A 20,560-nucleotide genomic window follows, 5' to 3' on the forward strand; every position below is an offset into this window, starting at 1 on the left:
GGCTGACTGCGCCCGCCGGGGAAGTCTGTTAATCCGGGACGTTCAGCCCCGAATTCTGTTAACCAAAGAAATAACGCTGGTTCATCGCCGCCACCGAGATTGGCTGGCAGGTTGCGTGTTCTCCGTTGACTTTCACCGCGAAGGTTTCCGGGTCCACTTCAATATCCGGCGTTTCGCCGTTACGGACCAGGTCACGTTTGGTGGTGGTGCGCATGCCCTGAACCGCAACAACCTGGCGCTCCAGACCGGCTTTCTCTTTCACACCATCTTCCAGTGCAGCCTGAGAAACGAAGGTCACACAGGTATCCTGGAGGGTTTTACCCATCGCACCAAACATCGGACGATAGAAGACCGGCTGCGGTGTCGGCAGGGAAGCGTTAGGATCACCCATCGCTGCCCAGTTGATCATGCCGCCTTTGATAACCAGTTTTGGTTTCGCACCGAAGAAACGCGGATCCCACAGGACCAGGTCCGCCATTTTGCCGACTTCGATTGATCCGAGCACATGGCTGATACCCTGGGCAATCGCCGGGTTGATGGTGATTTTTGCCACATAACGCAGAACACGGAAGTTATCGTTACCCGCCGCATCTTCCGGCAGTTTGCCGCGTGCTGCTTTCATGGCGTTGGCAGTCTGGATCACACGCAGCCAGTTCTCACCGACACGTCCCATCGCCTGGGAGTCACTGGAGAACATGGAGATAGCACCCATATCATGCAGCACGTTTTCCGCCGCAATGGTTTCCGGACGCACACGGCTTTCCGCGAAGGAAACGTCAGCCGGGACATTCGGGTTCAGGTTGTGACATACCATGATCATGTCGAACAGTTCTGCCTGGCTGTTGATACCGTACGGCAGGGTCGGGTTAGTGGAGCTCGGCAGCACGTTCGGCTGGCTGACCACTTTGATGATATCCGGCGCATGGCCACCGCCCGCACCTTCGGTGTGGTATGTGTGGATCGTGCGGCCTTCAAAGGCTTCGATGGTATCTTCCACATAGCCGCCTTCGTTCAGGCTGTCGGTGTGTACCGCAACCTGAATATCATAATCATCTGCCACACGCAGGGCATGACGGATGGCGTTGGAGGTTGCACCCCAGTCTTCGTGGACTTTCAGACCGGCAACACCGGCAATGATCTGTTCAACCAGCGGATCGCGGGCAAAAGAGTTACCTTTACCGAGCATACCGACGTTAACCGGTAAACCTTCCAGTGAACGCAGCATCGCGCGGATATTCCACGGACCGGCAGTAACCGTTGTACCGTTGGTGCCGTCTGTCGGCCCGATACCACCGCCGAAGAAGGTGGTGACACCGTTAGACAGCGCCGCATAAGCCTGCTGTGGTGAAATCAGGTGGATGTGGGTATCAATACCCGCCGCTGTCAGGATCAGATGTTCACCGGAGATAGCATCGGTCGATACACCGGCAACCATTCCCGGGGTGATTCCGTCCTGCAGGTTCGGGTTACCGCTCTTACCGATACCGACGATTTTACCGTCCTTCACACCCACGTCCGCTTTGATGACACCTAATTTGGCGTCCAGAATCGTAACGTTGGTGATAACCAGGTCGAGCACACCGTTATCGCTGGTCAGCGTGTTGTTCGCACCCATCCCGTCACGGAGGGATTTCCCGCCGCCGTAAACAGATTCTTCGCCGTAACCGCGTAAGTCTTTTTCAATTTCGATATAAAGATCAGTATCACCGAGACGGATTTTATCTCCGGTGGTCGGCCCGAACAGGCCGCAATATTCTTGTCTGGAAATCTGTGGCATAACGTGTTCCTTATTTCGTTCAGGATGCCTGAGCATCTCTGCCGGAAAATCGTATCAGGACGGAGAATTACTTCTTCGCTTCTGCTTTATGACTGAAACCGCGGGCAATCGCCTCATTCAGGGCAATCGCTTTTGCCGGACGTTCGCTGATGGCGACATTATTACCGGCCCAGCCGTCCACCAGGTTATTAAACCCGTACACTGTCTGTTTGCCGCCGTAAGGAATAAGAGAAACTTCCGTTTCATCACCCGGCTCAAAACGGATTGCGGTGGTGGATGAAATATTCAGGCGTTTGCCGTAAGCCGCTTCGCGGTCAAATTCCAGGGCATGGTTCACTTCAAAGAAGTGAAAATGCGAACCGATCTGAATCGGGCGATCCCCGGTATTACGGACTTTAATTTTGGTTTCCGGCTTACCGGTATTAAATTCAATCGGGGTATCCGCAAAAATGACTCCGCCTAACGGCGTGGGTTGTTTTGTATTACTCATAATCAGAACCTCACCTTTTTGCTGTACGTTTATTTGATTGGGTTATGAACCGTCACCAGACGGCTGCCGTCTGTGAAAATAGCCTCAACCTGCACATTCGGGATTAAATCATCCACCCCTTCCATCACGTCGGCTTTGGTCAGCACAGTAGCGGCTTCTTTCATCACATCTTCCACTGTTTTGCCGTCACGGGCGCCTTCCAGTGCTGTCACCGTGATAATCGCGACCGCTTCCGGGTAGTTCAGTTTTACCCCTCTGTCACGGCGTCGCTGCGCGACATCCGCCAGGGTGTATATCATCAGCTTTTCAACTTCTCTCGGGGTTAATTGCATAACGCCTCCACAATTGGATGAAAACAGAGTCATCAGACAGCAACCCGGATTATGATGGTTTCCGGATCACCGTGATTTCAGTTTTTATTTCAGTAACGTATCTGCTGAACAGCATGCACAATACGCCACCGGCCACCGGACATGCGCAGACGCACACCCGGAAATACAAAGCGTGAAAAAATGTAAGTGGCTAATCAGCCATAAAAAAATAAATCATTCACCGCTGTTCTCCTGAATAAGAAAACGATGTTCAGATCCTTTGATGACTATGCTGTGTTTCCGTTACCGCATATAGATGAATTAATATCTGCTACTGTGTTTAAATATAAAATCAATCACCATACTGATTTTCAGTAAATAAATAATAAATACTCAGATAAGGACGAAATAAAGCGGATTATCATCTGAGTTTATTCTGCCCGGATAAAAAACGATGCTCCGGCAGTGCATCCCACAGTGACTGCAGCCACGGACTGCCTTCTCCGTTCAGCAATGCCTGTGATGTCAGTGTTTCCTGTAAAACCCCGTGACGCAGCACCGCTATCCGGTCAGCAAAACGGGCCGCCATCGCCAGGTCATGCGTGACCCACAACACACCACGCCCGTCCGCACATAATACTTTCAGGTGCGCGAGTAATTGTGCGGCATGTTCATCATCCAGCCAGGATGTAATTTCATCCGCCAGGATATACTGCGCCCCGGTCAGGGTCGCCCCGCAGGTCAGCACCCGTTTTGCCATCCCGCCGGAGAGCCGGTTCGGAAAGGCGGCCGTCAGTTCCGGCCGGAGGTTATAACGTTGCAGCTGACGTGCCACATCATGCATCTTCACATGCATTCCGCTGAGCGTGGCTGCGCGTTCCAGCTGCGGCCCCACCCGCACCAGCGGATTGAGCGCACTGACCCCCTGCGGCACATAACACAGGGTATTGCCGCGATGCAGCTGTTTACTCTCTTCCGTCAGCGTTTCCCCCGCAAGCGAGATAGCACCGCGGCAGCGCATGTTGTCCGGCAGCAGACCCAGCGCACTTTGCAGCAGCAGGCTTTTGCCTTCTCCGCTGCTGCCGACCAGCGCCACCAGTTCACCGGGCTGAACCGCCAGGGAAATATCCGTCAGCAGCGGCTGCCAGCGTTTTTTCCGCAGCCAGCCGAACTGCGCGACATCAATGGCAAGCCGGTCAAATTTCAGCATTATGCGATCCTCAGCCAGAGCTGTTGTAACGCTTTCGCAAACTGATCAAACAGTAACACCAGTCCGACCAGCACCAGTCCCGGGAAAAATGCCAGCCACCAGGCGCCGGTACTGAGGTAACGCAGCGCATCTGACAGCAGTATCCCCAGAGATGCCTCATGCGGCGCAAGCCCGAAGCCCAGAAAACTGAGCGCCGCACTGTGCAGTACCGAATGCGGGAACATCAGCAGTGTGCCGACAATCCACTGCGGTAATAACATTGGCAGATAATGATGACGCCAGCAATACAACCGTGAATTTCCTATGCGCTGTGCCAGCATCACATAATCCGTTTCCCGTACCCGCAGAATTTCCGAGCGCAGGATCAGCGTCAGTTTCGGCCAGTGTGTCAGGGCTATCGCCCAGATCACGCCGGATTTTCCGCCGCCCAGGGTGAAACAGATTAAAATCAGCAGCAGCAGGTGCGGCAGCGCCAGCAGTGTATCAATCACCCCGCGCACCAGATAATCTGTCCCTTTGTTAATGGTGGATAACCCGGCCATGGTCAGTGCCACCAGCCCGCTGGTCAGGGCAGAAATCAGTCCGATTTGCAGACTGGTTGCCATGCCCTGAAAGGTGCGATCCCACAGATCACGCCCAAGGCTGTCAGTACCGAACCAGTGCGCGACAGAAGGTGCCTGCCGCCGCGCCAGGAAATCCATATCAATATCTGTGTGTGTGATCCAGATGGCATATACGCCCAGCAGGATCAGCATCAGTAATGTGCCCGTCAATTTTAACAGGGCGCGGTTCGGGTTATACGTCATGACTCGCGGATCACTCCCTGATTCACGCGGCGCAGTAAAATATCCGCCGTGCTGTTACCGATAAAAATCAGGATCGCGCAAAACATCACAATACCCATCAGCAGCGGGATATCCCCCCGCAGTCCCGCGTCTATCGTCGCCTGTCCCAGACCGGGATAGGCAAACACTTTCTCCGCCAGCAGTGAACCGCTCAGCAGTTCCCCCACCGAGGCAAACTGTAAACAGAGTGCCGGGGTAATAGCGTGACGCAGCACATGAAAATTAATCATCGGCCAGCCTTTATCCCCCTGCGCTCTGGCATAACGGATAAACTCTGTTCCCATCACTTCCGCCACTTTTGCCCGCGTATGCAGGGCAATGTTACCGACGCCGAGTAATCCCAGTGCCAGCACCGGCAGGATCAGGTGATGAATTTTCTCACCGAACGTGGCGGTATCCGCATCCTCACCCATCGGCCAGGCACAGCAGATCGGTGCCCAGTTCAGGGTGACCGCAAACAGTGACAGCAGCAGCAGCCCTATCCAAAATGTCGGTATCGAGGCCAGCAGATACGACAGCGCCGAAATTATTTTGTCCGGCCAGCGGTTCAGATACCGCCCTGCCACCAGCCCCAGCAGCAGCCCGGTAATTCCCGAGAAAAACCAGGCACTGATAAGAAGTGCCAGTGAAGGCCCGAGCCGCGCCGAAATCACTTCTGAAACCGGCGCGTTATACAGCATGGAGTAGCCGAGGTCACCGCGCAGCATCTGCGAGAACCAGATCCAGAACCGCTGCCACAGCGGCTGATCCAGTCCCCAGCGGGCGGCGATCGCCGGATACTGCTCCGGCGGCACATGCAGCAGATCATTTCCGATATAGGCTCTGATCGGGTCAACCGGCGAATAACTCAGGAGGATAAACACTCCCGCCGCCGTGACCGTCAGCAGACAAAAAAACCGCACGAAAAGGAACAGGGCACTGCGCATTATTTACAGGTCCAGGCCCAGTCATCCACACTGTTGAGCAGTGACCATGATCCGTGGATCTCCGGCGCGCCTTTGCCCAGGTCCACACAATCACTGACCACATAGGTATGCTGCACATTCAGCAGCCACGCCCAGGCAGCATCCCCTTTAATCCCTGTGCCGGTTTTACAGTTCCAGTCCACCTGCTGCCAGATTGGAATTGCAGCTTCCTGATCCGGCGCACTCACCGCTTTCTCAAGAATGGCATCCACCTGCGGATTTTTGTAATAGCCCGGGTTGTAGAACTCCACACCTGCCGCTTTGCTGCTGTAATGATGGACTAACTCCATCGGGTCAAGACTGCCCCAGCCGAACAGGGTCGGGTTTGCGTGCATATGGCGTTCGACGGTTTCCCAGCTGCCGGACTGTAAATCCAGTTCAATACCGATTGGTTTCAGGAATGCGCGGATAGCCTGTGCCAGGTCACGGCGGGTGGTATCCCCGCTGGTGTACCACAGCGTCAGTTTGGCGACTTTGCCGTCTTTCTCGCGCAGTCCGTCTTTATTCAGTTTCCAGCCTGCCTCTTCCAGGATCTGTTTGGCTTTTTCCGCATCACCATCTTTAAAAGCGGCTTCCGGATTGTTCCACGGCAGCCCGTGAACACCGGTAAAGGCCGGTACGGCATACCCTTCCATCACCTGCTCAGACAGTAATTTACGGTCAATGGCATAGTTGATGGCTTTACGGACAGCCACATCGGAGGTGATATCGTTACCGATCGGATTACCCTGTGCATCTTTTTCACCGGCTTTCGGAATCGGGAAGACAATACCGCGGTTTTCCACGCTGGCACGCTCTACCAGTTTCATCCCTTTGACATCACCGGCAGTCGCAGCGATCACCGGCGGAATGCGGACAACTTCAAGCTGACGGCTCTGCGCGGCTGCAAAAGCGGCATCTTCATCCAGGAAGACAAACACCAGCTTATTAAAGTCGTTTTTCGGCCCGGCGTAATACGGGTTCGCCTCAACAATCAGCTGCTGGCCCGGCTGGAAAGCCACCAGGCGGTATGGCCCGGCACCCACCGGTTTTTGGGCATACTCTCTGGCATCATATTTATCGGCGGACACAATCCCGAGAGAGCCGAGTACGTTAATAAAGGTACTTTGCGGTTCGGACAGGGTCATTTTCACGGTCAGCGGGTCAATGACCTCCGCTTTGGCAAAATTCCCCATGTCGATTTTACCGCCGCCGGCGGCGGCATTGTTATAGGTAAAAGCAACGTCTTTGGCGGTCAGCGGGGAGCCGTCCGAGAATTTCAGATCTTTTTTCAGTTTCAGCGTCCACTCTTTGCCGTCGGCATTGTGGTCGTAACTGTCCAGCATATAGCTGTGCCAGGAAAGATCGGCCTTTTGTTTGAGCAGCGGGCTGTGCAGTAATAAGTAACTGCCGTGGCTCCAGCCGAGCATCGGGTCAAATCCCTCTGTCGGTTCTGCGCCGATAGCCAGCCGTAATGTATGACCGGTATTTTCTGCCGCAGCCAGCGCTGAAGCACTAATAGCTGTACCTAATAGCAAAGAGACGAGTGTTCTTGCAAAAACAGACTTTTTAGTCATCACTTATCCTTACCTAACTAAAATTCACGATGTTTAATTTTGAGTTAATCTGGTATTACGCAAAATCACCTATAAAAAATTAATCTATCAAAGAAAACAGAGTTTATATCACTAAAGTCACGTCCGAAAATGATGCATACTAATGAATAGTGATAAAAATCGGATTTCTTATATATTAAATTCTTTTATTCAATCCTGCTGCTGAATAATAACATTATTACATATTTTCCTGATAATTCACGGATGAAATATTTTGTAACAATATACCCTTAAACAGACTAAAAATGATTATTTGCCAAGGCATTATATTGTCCATTCACCAGCTATCTGCCACAGTAAACACTACCATCGCCCGCTATTTTTTAGCAGTGTAACACACTATTTTCGATAATCACCGCCGGATATCCACCAGCAATACTTATTAATTAAATTAATTATTTTCATTTTGGTACTTTTATTACGACGGGTAATAACAGAATTTTATCCGTGCCGGAACCGGCTTTACTGTGCTTGTTGCGATATGAGTGACTGAAACTCATTTAAATAAATTATGAGAACCTATAGAAAAACCGAAATGTTAAGCAGGGAAAAAATAAACAAGGAAACAAAAAAGGGGAAAATACAGACAATTCCTGGTAATAAAAATGGTATTTCGGGAATTGTCTGCTGGTTACAGGTAAAAACCGATGGGGGTGACTATCTCAATATGGCCATTTTTGCTGCGCTCCTGTGGCGGCAGCGGGAAAGGTGATGCCCGTTGTACTGTGGCAAGCGCTTCTTTATCCAGCAGTTTTGTGCCCGATGAATTAACCAGTTCGGCAGAGACAACATTTCCCTGCATATTCAGCGTTACTCTCACATGAGAAACACCGGTGGATTTATAGCGCAGCAGTGCACGCGGATAGCGTTTATATTTCGCCAGATGCGAATGTACTGTGCTTTCCCAGCCGGTACTGCCGCTGACCGGCTGTGGTGCATGACTGGTGAAATCAGCACGGCTGGCAGAGCTGTCGCCCTGACGCGGTGCGGATGTGCTCTCGGCAAGTACCGGTGACGGGTTGTCCGTTTCCGGCATTTTAATCTCCGTTAGCGGCTTTTTCTCTGCTTTTTTCTTTGGTTTCTCCGCTTTTTTTGTCCAGGTGCCCTGATCAGATACCGCCAGTTTATCAACCGCAGATTCCCGCTCCGGTTCCGCCAGCGGCTGTGGTGCCGGTTGTGACATCACCTGCCTGACCCCTTCCGCTTTTTCCGGTGGTGCACTTTCCAGCTGATAAACGCCCGGCATCAGCACAAATGCCGGCGGCAGCATGCCTTTCGGTTCTTCCGCAGAAAACGTCAGCCAGCCCAGGAACAATGCCAGCAACAGTACGTGTGCGCCCACACTGGCAACCGTACCGCCGACTGAATATCGCCTGTTCTGATAACAGGCCGCAGCCACATTCAACATCACTCAACTCTCTTTTTTAATCGTTATTCACGTATTTCAATTTGTAAAATTACAGGCATAATGATAACGCAAATGATATTGCTTTTTATTATTAAATAATAATTCAAATAACAACAATGAGATTTTTTAGCTTTTTCTAAGCAATGCGTAATGACTCCTTCAATTACGACGACTTCGATACACACCAGAAAAATGACAACTGAAAAATCGGTAAGCAGGCTTATCGCCGGGGCTTATCACTCAACCTACCATCAGCTTGTCCGCTTCTTCCACAAGCGGCTGGGCAACAGTCAGGATGCACGGGATCTGTCGCAGGATGTGTTTGCCCGCTGGCTGAAAGGCGGCAACGATACTTCTGTTCAGGAAACCCGCGCGTTCCTGTTTAAGATCGCCAATAATGTGCTGACCGACCACTGGCGCTACAACCAGCGGAAGGGTCGTGACCGCGTCAGTGAGTGGGATGACTCGCTGACCGCGGAAGTGGCACAGGAGGAAGCCGATCCTCAGGTTCAGCTCGAACACCGCCAGCGGCTGGACAGGCTGTATCAGGTGCTGAATGAACTGCCGCCCCGTCAGCGGGAAGCTTTTGTGCTTTACCGGTTTGACGGACTCTCACAAAGTGACATTGCCGAACGGATGGATATCACTGTCAGTATGGTGGAAAAACATATCGCCCGTGCCCTGCTGCAATGCAAACGCGCCATGAATACCGAAGAACAGAAGGACGGGGAATGACTGACCGGCGTGAACAGGATGAACGGGAAGAAGCCGCCGCACTGTGGTTTACACGCTGGCACAGCCAGAGTATGACGGCGCAGCAGCAGCGTGACTTGCAGTCATGGCTGGCGGAATCTCCGGAAAACCGCCGGGCATTTGATGAGATGGCGCAGCTGTGGGGTGATATGTCGGCCCTGCCGCGTCCTGACGTCACAGCCCCGGCACCTGACCGGCCGTTTTCGGTATTGCGCCCGCTGCGCCATACCCTCGCCGGGCTGTTTATCCTGGTAATGCTGTTTTTACCCTACAGCCAGTTACCTGCTCTGCTGATGGATAACCTGACGCTCGCCACTGCCTCAGAGAGTAAATCTATGATCCTGCCGGACGGCAGCCGTATTTTTCTCAACCGTGACAGTGAAGCGGATATTGCCTATGAGCAGACACAACGCCGTATTACGCTGGTGCGCGGCAACGCTTTTTTTCAGGTGAAATCCAATCCGTGGCGGCCGTTTGTGATTCAGGCGGACGGCAGGGAGATAACGGTTGTCGGGACAGAATTTGATGTCAGCCGCCGGGGGACAGAAGTGGCTGTCTCTGTGGCGAACGGGATTGTCGCCCTGCGGGATGCCGCAGATAAAAAACCGGTTTATCTCCGTGCCGGGGATAACGCCGTCAGTCCCGCACCGGGGCACGCCCTGCTGCTCAGTCATATTCCGCCGGAACAGGCCGGAGAATGGCGTAACGGACAAATCACCCTCACCAATACCCCGCTGCACGATGTTGTTGCCCGCCTCGCACCTTACAGCAACCGCCCGGTGTCACTTGCCGCCAATGCGACGGATCTGACTGTCTCCGGCCGGGTCACCCTTTCTGAAACAGATGCTTTTTTCACGGCTCTGCCGCTGCTGTTACCGGTTGAAGTCACCGAACTGCATGACGGCAGTCTGCTGATTGTGAAGAAAAATAAAAATAAATGAAAAAAAGAATGATTATCAGGTGAGGATAGTTCTCATTTCCGCGTCTTCTGATACAGGGGATAACTATGACACTTCCGGAAATGATAAAAATGACAATAACACCATCACCATTCAGCATCAGGGCGGTCAGTTCTGCCATTGTGCTGGCGCTCGGACTGACAGCGGCTCCGGCAGGAGCGGCAGATCTCACTCTTGATCTGCCGGAACAGGCACTGAGCCGTTCACTGAATACTATCGCGCAACAGGGACAAATCCAGTTACTGTATGATGCCGGACAACTCGGCGCACTGCGTGCCCCGGCGCTTCACGGCAATTATTCAGCGCAGACCGCCATTCAGACACTGCTGGCAGGCTCCGGTCTGACACTGGTGCAGCAGGGCAGCAGTTATGTTATCCGCCCGCTGACCACCGAAGCGGAAACGATTTTAATCCCGGAAACTCGGGTTCAGGGCGAACTGGCTTACCATCCGGCCACCGATGTCATGTCTGCCCCGCAGTATATTACCGCGGAGGAGATCCGCCAGCGCAATACCGGTGACGGTAACGTCACAGAACTGCTGCGCACCAACCCTGCCGTACAGTTTGCCGGTAATGACAGTTCGTCCCTCAACCAGGGCGAAATCAAACCGTCACGGATCTCCATTCACGGCGCCTCCAGTTTCCAGAACGCCTATAAACTCGACGGCATCAGTTTTAATAACGATTTCGACCCGGCAAAAGATACGCTGGGCGAAACCTCCACGCGACTGGACAGCGGCGATCAGGGAATGTACATCGACAGCCGCCTGATCGACAGCGTGACCGTTTACGATAACAACATTCCGGTGGAATTCGGCGGCTTTACCGGCGGCAGTGTGGATGTCACCAGCCGCCGCTGGAACGGCGAAAACAGCGGCCATATGTATTACCGCACCACCCGCTCTTCCTGGAATCATCTGTTTGAGGATTCTTCGCAGCCGATTGATTCATCAAAAAATGATATCAGTCATCCGGCCCGTTTCCAGAATGAATATAACAAACACGATTTCGGCGGCTGGTTTGAAGTCGGTGTAACCGAAAACAGCGGCCTGACAGTATCGGCCTCCCGCCGCACCTCCACGATTCCGGCGAATACATCGGTACTGATGGCGGTGATGGAGGGTGAAGAGCTCGTCGGGTATGAGTTTGATAAGCGCAAACGTAACCAGAAACGTACCTCGGACAACCTGTTTGTGAAGTATGCGATGGATCTTTCGCCGGTGACCACCGCCGATATATCCCTGAATTACTCCGATTACAAAGCACGTTTATTCGCCTCCAATATTGCCAACTCCGGTTATGACAATAACCATAAAGGCTTAGGTGTGACCGGTGTTCTGAAACACCAGACCAGCCTGGCTGATCTGGAATTCACCCTGGGTTATCAGAAACTGAAAGATAACCGCGTGAATGATGAGCAGAATTTCTATGAAATGAAGGATAAGTTACCGGACGGCAAAACGGTCATTAACACCAAAATGGGCGGGCTGGGTGATCTGCAGACAGAGCAGGACAATATCACCACCAAAGCCGTTGCCCGTTTCCTGCCGTCAGAGGGCTTCGGGATGACACACCGCCCGACCCTCGGGATGGAAACCACCCATACCAAAGGCCGTTATATCCGCGATAAGTCGCATTACCACACCAGCGAAGACTATGTCAGCTACGCGGAATGGGGGATTGAGGACCCGGTTGTCAATGTGCACCGCTTCCTGCCGGGAACCGCCTCGGTCAGTTATAACAACTACTCCCTGTTTGCCGATGACAATATTGAAATCGGCCGGCTGACGCTGCGTCCGGGTGTCCGTGTTGACCGTGATGACTTTGTCCGGCAAACCAATATCGCCCCGCGTCTGGCCGCCACTTATGACCTGTTCGGTAATAAAGAGACATTACTGATTGCCGGTGCCAACCGCTATTACGGCCGCTCTATGCTGACTTACGCCCTGTACGGCGCGCAAAATGCCGGGCTGGAAAAATGTTATATGTGCGGCTTTATGGGAATGGAACCGACCTGGGATAAAACCAATGATTATGAAGGTCTGGATTCACTGAAAACCCCGTATAACGATGAGATTTCTCTCGGTCTGCAACAGGAAATCCTCAGCACCACCTGGCGTCTGACCTATGTTCACCGTGAAGGTTACGATGAAGTGCGCAGCCGCACCAAATACAACAACCTGACCGGGTCGGATAAATACTCCGATAAAGGCAAAATCCGTACCTTTGATAATGCCGGGCGCAGTAAACATGACTCCGTCACCCTGGCCGTCAGTAACAGTCAGCCGTGGGAATGGGGACAGGCAAGCCATGTCTTTACCTCCTCAATCGTCTGGCAGGATACCAAAACCAACTTCCCGTCTGACCAGGGCTATGCCTTCTTTGAACCGGGTACTGCCATTAACTCCGACAAAGTGATGTACGGCGGCAAAGTGATCGATGTCAGTGACCTGCCTGCCAGCAACTTTAACTCACCGCTGAAACTGAATGTCGAGCTGACCAGTGACTGGGATAACTACAACATCTCCTGGTACAACCGCCTGCAATGGTGGGGAGCCCGTAATCAGGCCGTCCGTCATGACAACGAAGTGGTCCGTGATCCGCAGTATGGTGAATTACGTGTTTATCAGAAAGAGCATTTCGCATCCAAATTCACCTGGGATACCCGCGTGAACTGGAAACCGGAGTTTGCTTACGGCGCATCCGTTTCACTGGAAGTGAATAACGTTCTGAATAACAAAAATGTCGCGGATACCTTTATCTATGCCGGTAACAAGGTGATTGCCTATGATCCGGGCCGTCAGTTCTGGTTACAGCTGAATTACGATTTTTAATCTGAGCATGTGAGCAATGTCTCTTAACGTTATGAATAATCAATGAAAACAATAAAACAATTTATCTGGCTGGTGAAGCCGTTCTGGGGGCGGCGTGCCGCCCTGTTTTGCTGGTTCTTACTGTTGTTGTCTCTCGGGCTGACACTCTCTTCCGTCTGGTTCAATATCCGCATGAACCAGTGGAACGGGGATTTTTATAATGCATTGCAAAAGCTGGACGGTGCGGCGCTGTATCAGCTGATCAAATTCTTTGTCGTGCTGGTCAGCGGACTGATTCTGGTGGTGGTACTCGGCACCTGGTTCCGGCAGAAACTGGCTATCCGCTGGCGGGAGGGGATGACAGAACAGATCCTCAGCCGCTGGCTGTCGCCGCAGAGCCGTCATTACCTGCTGCGCCTGACCGCGCAGGAGCCGGATAACCCGGATCAGCGGATTGCCGAGGATGTCCGCCTGCTGGTGGAATCCACCCTCAGCCTGCTGATCACGTTCCTGCACTCACTGCTGACCCTGATTTCTTTTGCCGCCATTCTCTGGCAGCTCTCCGGCAGTATTCTGCTCTCTGTTGCCGGGACGGACTGGCGGATCAACGGCTATATGTTCTGGGCCTGTATCGCTTACACCCTGGTTGGTATCGCGCTGACACAGCTTATCGGCGGGCCGCTGCGTAAACTGAATATGGAAAAACAGCAGCGTGAGGCGGATTACCGTGCGGCGCTGATCACCCGCAGACAGCATGGTGACGCCATCGCCGGACAGCGGGGAGAGTTGCAGGATAAACAGCAGTTGCTGACCCGTTTTGCCCGCGTGGCAGCCAACTGGAATCAGCTGATCCGCTGTGAGCGGAATCTGGCATTTTATACCGTGGGTTATCAGCAGGTTACCGCACTTGCGCCCATTCTGTTTGCACTGCCGAAATTCCTCGCCGGTGAACTGATGCTGGGCGGATTAATGCAGCTGCGTCAGGCATTTACCAGTGTCGCCACCTCTCTCGGCTGGTTTATTTTTGCCTATAAAGAAATTGCCGCCTGGCAGGCAACGGTAACCCGTCTGTACCATTTTGTCCGTCTTCTGGAAAATGATGCGGTGTCTGATGTCACTGAAACCCGTCAGTCGGCAGTACGCCTGGACGTTTCCGCCGATATTTTGCTGCCGGATAACCGCCCGCTGCTGGAAAATGTTTCTCTTTCCCTGCGTGCCGGGGAATTTGCCATTATCAGCGGCCGCTCCGGGCTGGGTAAATCCACCCTGCTGCGCGCGCTCAGCGGCCACTGGCCTTACTACCGCGGCAATATCAGCCGAGAACAGGATGTCATGTGGGTTCCGCAATCACTCTACCTGCCGTCAGGGACACTGAAATCCCTGCTGGCGTATCCGCATGCCGCATCACAGTTCACGACGGACGATTACCGTGATGTCCTCGGTGCCACCGGGCTTGCCGTACTCGCACCACAGCTGGATACCGATGCCGACTGGCGTCAGCGTCTGTCCGGCGGCGAACAGCAGCGCCTGCTGATAGCCCGTCTGCTGCTCAGTCAGCCGAAACTGATGCTGCTCGATGAAATTACCTCGGCACTGGATGATGACAATGCTGTCCGCATGATCCGCCTGCTCCGCAGCCGTCTGCCCGGCAGCACACTTCTGCTGGTCAGTCACCAGCGTTTTCTTCAGCAGGAGGCGGACCGTGTGATCGCCCTGTCCGCCCCTGCCGCCACCTGCACACCAGGAGTACGATATGCATTATAAACTGACCTTTGCCGGTGCGGTGCTGATCCTCACCGGCTGTACCGCAGCCGGCACCACGGGCACAGATAATCGTCCGCTGCCGCAGCGCAGTGATTTACAGCACATCCGCCTGGCAAACGGCATGAATGTGTATCTGCTGTCACGCCCGCAGCCCGGCGCGGAACTGCGGCTGCTGGTGGAAAGCGGCTCATTGCAGGAAACAGAGGAACAGCGCGGCCTCGCACATTTTACCGAGCATATGGCCTTTAAAGGCACCACCCATTTTCCGGATACACAGAGTTTTAAACAGCTGGAAAAACAGGGGCTGAACCTCGGCAGTCATGTCAATGCCGCCACCAGCCTCAATTCAACAGTCTATAAACTGTCACTGCCGCAGGCCACGCCGGAACAAATCCAGACCGGTTTACAGGTTCTCGCCGACTGGGCACAGGGCATGACGTTTGACCCGGATGCCTTTGATAAAGAACGCTCTGTCATTATTGAGGAGTGGCGGCTGCGCCAGGGTATCGGCTTCCGTATCAATAATGCTCTTGAGCAGCTGCGCTATGCAGGCAGTCTCTATGCGGAACGTGACCCGATCGGGTTATTGGATGTGATCCGCCACGCGCCGGTCAGCACGGCAAAAGACTACTATCAGACCTGGTATCAGCCGCAGCGTATGAGCCTGGTGGTTATCGGGCAGTTTAACCGCCACGATGTCAGCAATCTGGCGGAAGCGTATTTTAATCAGCCTGCCAAAAAAGATGCCGCACAAGATGATCCGGCCCGTCAGCGTTTTGCCCCTCAGCCGGGTCTGCTGGTAAAGCCGGTCTTTGATAAGGAGCAGGGACAGCGCATTATGCAGTTCGCGCTGCAGAGAGATATCCGTGCCCCGCTCAACACCCGTGACGGACAGTATGACGACCTGCTGGATAATCTCTGGGTAACAATTCTCAATCAGCGCCTGACTGCGCTGGTGGATAACGGACAGCTGCCTGCTGCCAGTATCAACCCGCAGGGGGCTATGCTGGACAGCCGCCGTCTTCAGCAACTGATGATAGTGCATCCTCAGGGCGGGGATTATCTCGGCAGCATCACCCTGTTGTGGACAGAGATTCAGCGCCTGGCGGTACAGCCGGTCACACAGGCAGAGCTGGATGATGCACGGCAGAGTCTGCTGGCAAAACTCAGTCAGCAGGCCGCCGGAGAATCCCGCTACGGCCATGATTATCTCGCGGATACCATCACCACTGCGCTGGAATACCGGATGCCGGTTCAGGACAAACGTCAGCAGCTTACTACTGCCTGGGAATTGCTCAAACCGGTTACGCCGGATACGCTGAAAACGCATGTGTCCGGATTCCTGAATCAGGCATCACCGCGTCTGGCGCTGCTCGGGCCGGACAGCGAACAAACACGTTTTACGGAAAAAGCGTTTACTGACCGCTGGCAGCAAATCCGCCAATCAGCCCCGGGACCGTTCTCCCTGACAGTGCGGCAGGTGGCGCTGAATGTCACCCCGGCGGCGGCCGGTACCATCGTGCAGGAACAATCACTGCCGCTGCCGTCCACAGAATCGTGGCAGTTATCCAATGGTCTGCGGGTGATTGTGCATCAGGATAAAAATCTGAAAGACAATATTCAGATCAACCTGCGCATCCCGGGCGGCCGTTCACTGGAACCCGCCGGACAGGAAGGTCTGACCGACTGGGCACTGAAACTGCCGGAAAGCAGCGGTTATGGCGAACTGAGTGCCCGTGAGCTGACATTATTCAGTAAGCAGCACAGCCTCACACTGCGGCCGTACAGTGAACTGCTGAATCACGGCTTCCGTGGTGAGGCACCGCCGGAAGAGCTGGATACGCTGCTGAAACTGCTGCATCTGAAGATCACACAGCCGCAGTTCAGCGGTGAGAAACTTCTCCGCAATCAGCAACTGATGCTGGAAAGCCTGAGCAGTACCCCGGTGGAGCGCCGTTTCCTGGATGCCATCAACCGCGAAAGCCATACTAACGGCGATCGTCTGGTGATCAGTGAAAACGGTGGCTGGCGTCAGTTTACGGCCGCACAGTTACAGAGCAACCACCGGCTTCTGCTCAGCCCGGTACAGGACATGACGTTAGTGATCAGTGGTGCGGCAGATAAAAAACCGATAAAACAGGCTGTTGAGAAATGGATTGCCACCCTGCCCGCTTCCGGGCAGCACCTGCAATGGCGGGACCCGGCCATTGCGCCGAAAATGACGTCTTTCAGCCGGACTTACCCGATCGCCAGTTCTGACAAGACCATGGGAAGTATTCAGTATGCCGCACCGGCACAGTGGTCACATAAAGAGAGCCTGACCCTGCAACTGGCTGACAGCATCATCAGTAAACAGCTGCGCACCGCACTGCGTGAACAAGCCGGCGGTATTTATGCCCTGAGTTTCTCCTCTATGCTGGCAAAACTGCCGGCACCGTACTACAGCGCCCGGCTGAATTTCACCACCGATCCTCAGCGCGCAGCAGAGATGACCGCATTAAGCCGGACTGTGCTGAAAAAACTGAAAGCAGAAGGTATCAGTGAAAATGCGCTGAAAGAAGCCAAAGCCAACTGGTTACTGGAAAAACAGCAAGTTTATCAGAGTGCTGCATTCTGGACAGAATCACTGGCTCAGATTGCCGGGGATGATAATGAATTTACCCGCATAGTAACGGAAGAGGCGTTAATCAATCAGATTACCGCAGAAGATATTAACCGTGCATTATCCCGCTACAGCGGTGAGAATGAAAAATTATTTATGCTCACTCCGCCATAATAATATAAAGCCGCTTAATAGCGGCTTTATTATTTCCGTTAACTGACAAAAATAACAATTATTGTATTAATGGATAGTGAGACTAATATTTTGTGATATATCTCCGCATTATCCCCCGAACGGGGGAGAGATAAAGAGAAACACAGTTGTTATATTTTCTGCGGGTGCCTGATTCTGTCCGGATCAGGCTATATATTCCCTGTTCCTGATAGAAGAAAGCCCCGATTACGTTTTTCAACATAAACCGGGGCCGAATCCCTACCAGACAATAGGGATTTTGCCTCCTTAAATTAAAGGAGTCAAGAGAAATGACCGAAAGATCAATAACAACATTAGCTATAGTTGCAGTGGTATTAATAATCGCTCTTACAATTTCTGATGTTGTAAATTCGTTACTCAATAATCATCGGGTATCCGATTTTTCATTGAAAGGCGGAGATATGCTGGTTGACGCAACATTGTCCTGTAGTGATAAATGATGCTGAGGGGGGAGAAATCCCCCCGTTTCTCTCTGTTGCAGGTAGCGGTTAATCAGGCACCTTATTTTACTTTCTTATTAACTTACTTATGTGTTCTTTTAATATGATAAAAATACCAGAATTACCCATAATTATTTTTAATTTTATAATATCCGCCGCAAGAATAATCAGCTTATCCTTTATGGTAGTATTATTGACGTTAATTATATTCATAGCCTATGCCAAAGTTCTCAATAAAACCTGTGATTTTAGTTTTAAAATTGCGATAGGAAATGGTGTTTCAGAAATTCATACCGGACCTGATAACAGTAAATAATAAAAAAACCGCTGCCGGAGAATAATACCGGCAGCGGTTTTTATAATGACTGAAATAAATTACTTCTTATCGCCCAGTAAAACAGATTCCAGTGCAATAGTGATCATTTCATTAAAAGTAGTCTGACGTTCTTCTGCCGGTAAGTTTTCACCGGTACGGATATGGTCAGAAACAGTACAGATAGTCAGCGCTTTCGCTCCGAATTCCGCCGCTACGCCATAAATACCGGCAGCTTCCATTTCCACGCCCAGGATGCCGTATTTTTCCATCACGTCAAACATTTGCGGGTCCGGCGTATAGAATAAATCGGCAGAGAAGATATTACCGACACGCGCCGGAATACCGGCAGTTTCAGCAGCTTCAACGGCATTGCGTACCAGGCCGAAATCCGCGATAGCCGCGAAGTCGTTATCCTTGAAACGCAGACGGTTCACTTTGGAGTCCGTACTCGCACCCATCCCGATGACCACATCACGCAGTTTGACATCACGGCTGATAGCCCCGCAGGAACCGACACGGATAATGGTTTTCACATCAAATTCGGTGATCAGCTCTTTGGCATAAATGGAGCAGGACGGGATACCCATACCGTGACCCATCACGGAAATACGGCGGCCTTTATAGGTTCCGGTAAAACCCAGCATGCCACGCACATTGTTAACCTGTTTAATATCTTCCAGAAAATTTTCTGCAATGTATTTTGCACGCAGCGGGTCGCCGGGCATCAGAACAACATCAGCAAAATCACCACGTTCAGCATTAATGTGAGGGGTAGCCATAAAAAAATCCTTTCAGTCAATCCAAAGGGAAAGGGCAGACTGACTGTCTGCCCGAAAAAAGAAACACATTACAGCATGTTTTTGCCGTAATCCATCGGGGATAAATTAAAATAGGACGCAACTGTCTGTCCGATATCCGCAAATGTTTCACGGTAGCCCAGTGAGCCCGGTTTGACTTTCGGTCCGTAAACCAATACCGGAATATGCTCGCGGGTATGATCGGTACCAGGCCAGGTCGGATCACAGCCGTGATCGGCGGTCAGGATCAGAATATCATCCTCTTTCACCAGCTTCAGCATTTCCGGCAGACGGCGGTCAAATAACTCCAGCGCTGCGGCATAACCGGCTACATCACGGCGGTGGCCGTAGGAGGAATCGAAATCAACAAAGTTGGTAAAGACGATAGTGTTATCGCCAGCCAGTTTCATCTCTTCCAGCGATGCGTCAAACAGCGCATCAATCCCGGTTGCTTTCACTTTTTTGGTGATACCCACATGGGCATAAATATCCGCGATTTTACCGATGGAGACCACTTCCCCCTGCTTTTCCTCCGCCAGCTTTTGCAGCATGGTGGCTGACGGCGGCTCTACCGCGTAGTCGTGACGGTTGCCGGTACGTTCAAATGAACCGGCTTTTTCGCCGGTAAACGGACGGGCAATCACACGGCCGATGTTGTAACCGCCTTTGGTCAGTTCTTCACGGGCAATTTCACACAGCTCATACAGTTTTTCCAGGCCGTATGTTTCTTCGTGGCAGGCAATCTGGAAAACGGAGTCCGCAGAGGTATAGAAAATCGGTTTGCCGGTTTTCATATGCTCTTCGCCGAGCTGATCTAAAATCACGGTGCCGGATGAGTGGCAGTTACCGAGATAGCCCGGCAGATTGGCGCGTTTAACGAGAATATCCAGTAATTCCTGCGGGAAGCTGTTTTCATGATCGCTGAAATAGCCCCAGTCAAACAGAACCGGTACGCCGGCAATTTCCCAGTGACCGGACGGGGTATCTTTACCGGAAGATAATTCCCCGGCGTAGCCGTATGCGCCGATGATCTCTGCATCTTTATCCAGACCTTCCGGGAAATGCCCGGTGGATTCTTCTGCGGCTTTACCCAGTCCCAGACGGGACAGATTCGGCAGATGCAGCGGCCCTTTACGGCCTTTATCTGCTTCACCGCGGGCACAGGCCTGTGCGATATGACCTAACGTGTCAGCACCGGTGTCGCCGAAATCAGCGGCATCATGTGCTGCGCCGATACCGAATGAATCCAGCACCATAATAAATGTACGTTTCATACTTCTCTCCTGTGTCAGATCACGTCAG

Annotated in this window: 15 protein-coding genes; 5 read left to right on the top strand and 10 right to left on the bottom strand. The window is 52.5% G+C overall.

Annotated elements, in window-relative coordinates; translation table 11 throughout:
• Window positions 1–58: 58 nt before the first annotated feature.
• The 8 genes from AAZR23_RS19510 to AAZR23_RS19545 form a co-directional block, all read right to left on the bottom strand.
• Window positions 59–1,777 carry an urease subunit alpha gene (locus AAZR23_RS19510; protein WP_046894041.1) on the bottom strand — a complete coding sequence of 573 codons (1,719 nt, stop codon included), beginning with the start codon at window positions 1,775–1,777 and terminating at the stop codon, window positions 59–61.
• Window positions 1,778–1,844: 67 nt separating this feature from the next.
• A complete protein-coding gene (locus tag AAZR23_RS19515) occupies window positions 1,845–2,267 on the bottom strand; it encodes an urease subunit beta (RefSeq protein WP_080948011.1) in 423 nt (140 codons plus the stop codon).
• A 29-nt stretch (window positions 2,268–2,296) separates the two neighbouring features.
• Entirely contained in the window at window positions 2,297–2,599 is a 303-nt protein-coding gene (locus tag AAZR23_RS19520) for an urease subunit gamma (RefSeq protein WP_025153862.1), read from the bottom strand.
• A 400-nt stretch (window positions 2,600–2,999) separates the two neighbouring features.
• Window positions 3,000–3,788 carry an ATP-binding cassette domain-containing protein gene (locus tag AAZR23_RS19525; protein ID WP_046894038.1) on the bottom strand — a complete coding sequence of 263 codons (789 nt, stop codon included), beginning with the start codon at window positions 3,786–3,788 and terminating at the stop codon, window positions 3,000–3,002.
• Window positions 3,788–4,594, bottom strand: a complete 807-nt coding sequence (locus AAZR23_RS19530; protein ID WP_107680484.1) for an ABC transporter permease — start codon at window positions 4,592–4,594, stop codon at window positions 3,788–3,790. The genes AAZR23_RS19525 and AAZR23_RS19530 overlap by 1 nt, the downstream gene beginning before the upstream one ends.
• A complete protein-coding gene (locus tag AAZR23_RS19535; protein ID WP_112549986.1) occupies window positions 4,591–5,559 on the bottom strand; it encodes an ABC transporter permease in 969 nt (322 codons plus the stop codon). The genes AAZR23_RS19530 and AAZR23_RS19535 overlap by 4 nt, the downstream gene beginning before the upstream one ends.
• Entirely contained in the window at window positions 5,559–7,154 is a 1,596-nt protein-coding gene (locus AAZR23_RS19540) for an ABC transporter substrate-binding protein (RefSeq protein WP_434694412.1), read from the bottom strand. The genes AAZR23_RS19535 and AAZR23_RS19540 overlap by 1 nt, the downstream gene beginning before the upstream one ends.
• Before the next feature lie 670 nt (window positions 7,155–7,824).
• Window positions 7,825–8,601 (bottom strand): energy transducer TonB, encoded by a 777-nt coding sequence (locus AAZR23_RS19545; RefSeq protein WP_166708902.1) that lies wholly within the window; start codon window positions 8,599–8,601, stop codon window positions 7,825–7,827.
• Window positions 8,602–8,793: 192 nt separating this feature from the next.
• Between AAZR23_RS19545 and AAZR23_RS19550 the strand changes: the two genes are divergently transcribed.
• The 5 genes from AAZR23_RS19550 to AAZR23_RS19570 all read left to right on the top strand — a co-directional run bounded on the left by AAZR23_RS19550 (window position 8,794) and on the right by AAZR23_RS19570 (window position 17,666).
• A complete protein-coding gene (locus AAZR23_RS19550) occupies window positions 8,794–9,336 on the top strand; it encodes an RNA polymerase sigma factor (RefSeq protein WP_046894033.1) in 543 nt (180 codons plus the stop codon).
• On the top strand, window positions 9,333–10,295 hold the full coding sequence (locus AAZR23_RS19555; RefSeq protein ID WP_218427345.1) for a FecR family protein: 963 nt from the start codon (window positions 9,333–9,335) through the stop codon (window positions 10,293–10,295). The genes AAZR23_RS19550 and AAZR23_RS19555 overlap by 4 nt, the downstream gene beginning before the upstream one ends.
• A gap of 65 nt (window positions 10,296–10,360) precedes the next feature.
• Window positions 10,361–13,147: a secretin and TonB N-terminal domain-containing protein gene (locus tag AAZR23_RS19560; RefSeq protein ID WP_434694415.1), complete on the top strand. Its 2,787-nt coding sequence runs from the start codon at window positions 10,361–10,363 to the stop codon at window positions 13,145–13,147.
• Window positions 13,148–13,189: 42 nt separating this feature from the next.
• Window positions 13,190–14,890, top strand: a complete 1,701-nt coding sequence (locus tag AAZR23_RS19565) for an ABC transporter ATP-binding protein/permease (protein WP_434694417.1) — start codon at window positions 13,190–13,192, stop codon at window positions 14,888–14,890.
• Complete coding sequence (locus AAZR23_RS19570; protein ID WP_434694419.1) at window positions 14,880–17,666, top strand: M16 family metallopeptidase; 2,787 nt, start codon at window positions 14,880–14,882, stop codon at window positions 17,664–17,666. The genes AAZR23_RS19565 and AAZR23_RS19570 overlap by 11 nt, the downstream gene beginning before the upstream one ends.
• Before the next feature lie 854 nt (window positions 17,667–18,520).
• On the opposite strand, the gene deoD is transcribed toward AAZR23_RS19570, so the two are convergent.
• Window positions 18,521–19,240, bottom strand: a complete 720-nt coding sequence (deoD, locus tag AAZR23_RS19575; protein WP_024475051.1) for a purine-nucleoside phosphorylase — start codon at window positions 19,238–19,240, stop codon at window positions 18,521–18,523.
• A 68-nt stretch (window positions 19,241–19,308) separates the two neighbouring features.
• Window positions 19,309–20,532, bottom strand: coding sequence for a phosphopentomutase (gene deoB, locus AAZR23_RS19580; RefSeq protein WP_046894029.1), 1,224 nt, complete (start codon window positions 20,530–20,532; stop codon window positions 19,309–19,311).
• Window positions 20,533–20,560 lie beyond the last annotated feature (28 nt).

The sequence above is a fragment of the Morganella sp. Je.2.23 genome (genome assembly GCF_051129855.1).
GTDB lineage: Bacteria > Pseudomonadota > Gammaproteobacteria > Enterobacterales > Enterobacteriaceae > Morganella > Morganella sibonii.

Bases quoted from the DNA above. Each gene is read 5' to 3' on its own strand.
- AAZR23_RS19510 (WP_046894041.1), bottom strand. From the start codon at position 1,777: ATGCCACAGATTTCCAGACAAGAATATTGCGGCCTGTTCGGGCCGACC.
- AAZR23_RS19515 (WP_080948011.1), bottom strand. From the start codon at position 2,267: ATGAGTAATACAAAACAACCCACGCCGTTAGGCGGAGTCATTTTTGCG.
- AAZR23_RS19520 (WP_025153862.1), bottom strand. From the start codon at position 2,599: ATGCAATTAACCCCGAGAGAAGTTGAAAAGCTGATGATATACACCCTG.
- AAZR23_RS19525 (WP_046894038.1), bottom strand. From the start codon at position 3,788: ATGCTGAAATTTGACCGGCTTGCCATTGATGTCGCGCAGTTCGGCTGG.
- AAZR23_RS19530 (WP_107680484.1), bottom strand. From the start codon at position 4,594: ATGACGTATAACCCGAACCGCGCCCTGTTAAAATTGACGGGCACATTA.
- AAZR23_RS19535 (WP_112549986.1), bottom strand. From the start codon at position 5,559: ATGCGCAGTGCCCTGTTCCTTTTCGTGCGGTTTTTTTGTCTGCTGACG.
- AAZR23_RS19540 (WP_434694412.1), bottom strand. From the start codon at position 7,154: ATGACTAAAAAGTCTGTTTTTGCAAGAACACTCGTCTCTTTGCTATTA.
- AAZR23_RS19545 (WP_166708902.1), bottom strand. From the start codon at position 8,601: ATGTTGAATGTGGCTGCGGCCTGTTATCAGAACAGGCGATATTCAGTC.
- AAZR23_RS19550 (WP_046894033.1), top strand. From the start codon at position 8,794: ATGACAACTGAAAAATCGGTAAGCAGGCTTATCGCCGGGGCTTATCAC.
- AAZR23_RS19555 (WP_218427345.1), top strand. From the start codon at position 9,333: ATGACTGACCGGCGTGAACAGGATGAACGGGAAGAAGCCGCCGCACTG.
- AAZR23_RS19560 (WP_434694415.1), top strand. From the start codon at position 10,361: ATGACACTTCCGGAAATGATAAAAATGACAATAACACCATCACCATTC.
- AAZR23_RS19565 (WP_434694417.1), top strand. From the start codon at position 13,190: ATGAAAACAATAAAACAATTTATCTGGCTGGTGAAGCCGTTCTGGGGG.
- AAZR23_RS19570 (WP_434694419.1), top strand. From the start codon at position 14,880: ATGCATTATAAACTGACCTTTGCCGGTGCGGTGCTGATCCTCACCGGC.
- deoD (WP_024475051.1), bottom strand. From the start codon at position 19,240: ATGGCTACCCCTCACATTAATGCTGAACGTGGTGATTTTGCTGATGTT.
- deoB (WP_046894029.1), bottom strand. From the start codon at position 20,532: ATGAAACGTACATTTATTATGGTGCTGGATTCATTCGGTATCGGCGCA.